Consider the following 2321-nt stretch of genomic DNA (forward strand, 5'->3'; position numbering starts at 1 on the left):
TGCTTCTTATCAACCGTCGCTACGCCATTGTAACCTTGGATTGTGCCTTTACTGGTGGTCATCTTGGCAGATTGATTATCAGTGATATTGCTTTTAACTTCCTTGATTCGCTTGCCTTGCCCCATCCTTGGGTTAGACGTCTTTAGAAATTGATCTATTTTATCGTGTGCTTTTGAAAGGGTTTCGATTGCTTGCTCAGCTCGTTTAGCCCGCTCTTCTCCTAGGGATTCATGCTTATCTATTTTTTTATGTTCATTTACATGATGATTGATCAGTCGCTTTATCTTAGCTCGCTTCTCTCCAATTCTTTGAATGTACCTGACCATTCTTTTGCAGCATTAGATGACATTTTACAGCCGTCTATGGCAAACAATTCATTCCCCAGCAAATCCTGTTCGTGACAAATCAATAATACTTGTTCAAATAGATGTTCGATTTCTGAAGTATTACCACTGACAAAAGAAGCAATGGTGGTGAAATGCGGTACTGTATCGCAAGATAATGCTTTGAATATGATATTGGTTTCACAGCACCATTGAATTTCACGGCTCGATGTTATGCCTTTGGAGTACGCAAATAAAATGATTTTTAACAGAATGGCCGGATCATAAGCGGGACGACCCCCTTCATTATTATCGTAATTTGGGTAGAAGATAGAAAGATCGAGTTTTTCATTAATTAAATAATGAACTGCATACTCAAACGTACCGGGTTGAAGCTGATCTTTAAAATTAATCACGACCATAGAAGTTTGGTCGTAGTTGTAGGGAATAAATTTAGGCATTTTCACACCTCCGTATGCGAAGGTGCATTTTATCAAAATTCATAAAGGAAATGGGGGTTTTCTACAGTCTCAACGCCCATAGCATGCGCATTTATGTAGGTGATTGTTTTTAATGCCAGTGTAGCGTCCGGCATAACAACATCAACTAAGACAATTTAATTATTGTATGAGTGTCTTAGTTATCCACATAAAAGAATCTAAACCCAAACAGAAAATACCATTTATGTTGAACCAAATGCAGCGCAATAAATACTTACAGACTGAATACTATACATCTACCAAGCGATGTACTCTGAAGGCAGTAAAGAAGTTTCGCTATCCTTTGTAATAACTTCTAATTGATCAACGCCTTTTTCTATCGCACCATCAAGCGTAACAGAGAATGCGCAGTGACCAGTCGGATGAATTGATTCTAAGCCTTTCTGGAAAATATTACATACGGTGTAGGCTTTAATCTCACTATTTACTTTTATCGCAAGAGAAACGGGTTCCGTAGAGTTTTTATCAATTGCCCAGCCCTCAATCGTCTTACCATCTACGATTCTATCGATAAAGCCAATAACTGAACTTCTCGAGTGCTGAGCCCAATTCGTATATTCAATTGGCTCTGGCTTTATAAACTTAACTGTTTTAACCATCATTTCTTCACTAACATCGATTTTTAAAACTGAGATGAGGTCCGTTAAAAAATCTTCTGGCTTATGTAAAATTTTTTCATAGGAACAATAGAGAACAGGCCCTTTGATTTTTGTACAGGCTAGAGTCAATTTCGCTTGATTTTTAATATTAATTTTTATCTGAGATTCGAAACTATCTTTATAGACACTCGATGTTCGACTACTGACTGCCACAGAGTCACGGGATATATGAATAACTAAAGGATTTTTAAATTCTTTGATCTTTTTTAGGAGCATAAAATTTCTGGTTGGATGCTTAAAACCCCATATTGGAAAGCGATCGTTATACTCTTTGATAAGTGATTTACGGGAGCTAGTCTTTTCAATAGCTTGAGAGAATCGTCTGTCTTCAAAATTTGGCGAACTAGCTTCATCACCAATAAATACCCCTAGATTACTAAGGATACCTGCTAACATAGAAGTGCCGCTTCGTTTAAAACCTACAATCAACACTGTTTGAATTGGGTCAGTAATTTGCCCTGACAGATGAAAAGCCGACGTCGTATTCTCTTTTAGCATATGTGCCTAAGTCTTTATATAGGTGTACTTTGATTTATATTATTACAAAATAGGCATTATTTTTCCATCGTATACTCCTCGACTATCTAAAAGAACGATGTAAATTTGAAAACATAGGTCTACATCTTAAAGCCTAAAGGTTTAGTTCTTTTACGTATCCGAGGGACGTTGTAGGAGCGTGCTCGGCGTGCCCCTTGTGGGTATGCACGCGAAAGAGACTTGGGTTTTGGTTTAGATGATGATTTTTCAGGTTGGATTTTAAAGTTATCGCTGGTTTTCTTAATACTAAAACAACTGAGATGACGATGACCTACAATAGGTCTCAAGCTTCGCTTGATCTG

2 protein-coding genes and 1 pseudogene are annotated in these 2321 nt (G+C 37.4%); all 3 read right to left on the reverse strand.

Annotated features, from left to right (window positions below):
- Positions 1-326, reverse strand: a pseudogene (locus tag ABWV45_RS15420) (IS1182 family transposase); the annotation flags it as partial.
- Positions 281-784, reverse strand: coding sequence for a transposase (locus ABWV45_RS15425; protein WP_353352614.1), 504 nt, complete (start codon positions 782-784; stop codon positions 281-283). The gene ABWV45_RS15425 and the pseudogene ABWV45_RS15420, both read right to left, overlap by 46 nt.
- Before the next feature lie 275 nt (positions 785-1059).
- Positions 1060-1980: a sulfotransferase family protein gene (locus ABWV45_RS15430; RefSeq protein ID WP_353352615.1), complete on the reverse strand. Its 921-nt coding sequence runs from the start codon at positions 1978-1980 to the stop codon at positions 1060-1062.
- Positions 1981-2321: the final 341 nt, after the last annotated feature.

Origin of the sequence: Oceaniserpentilla sp. 4NH20-0058 (assembly GCF_040371755.1) — a bacterium.
GTDB lineage: Bacteria > Pseudomonadota > Gammaproteobacteria > Pseudomonadales > Oceanobacteraceae > Bermanella.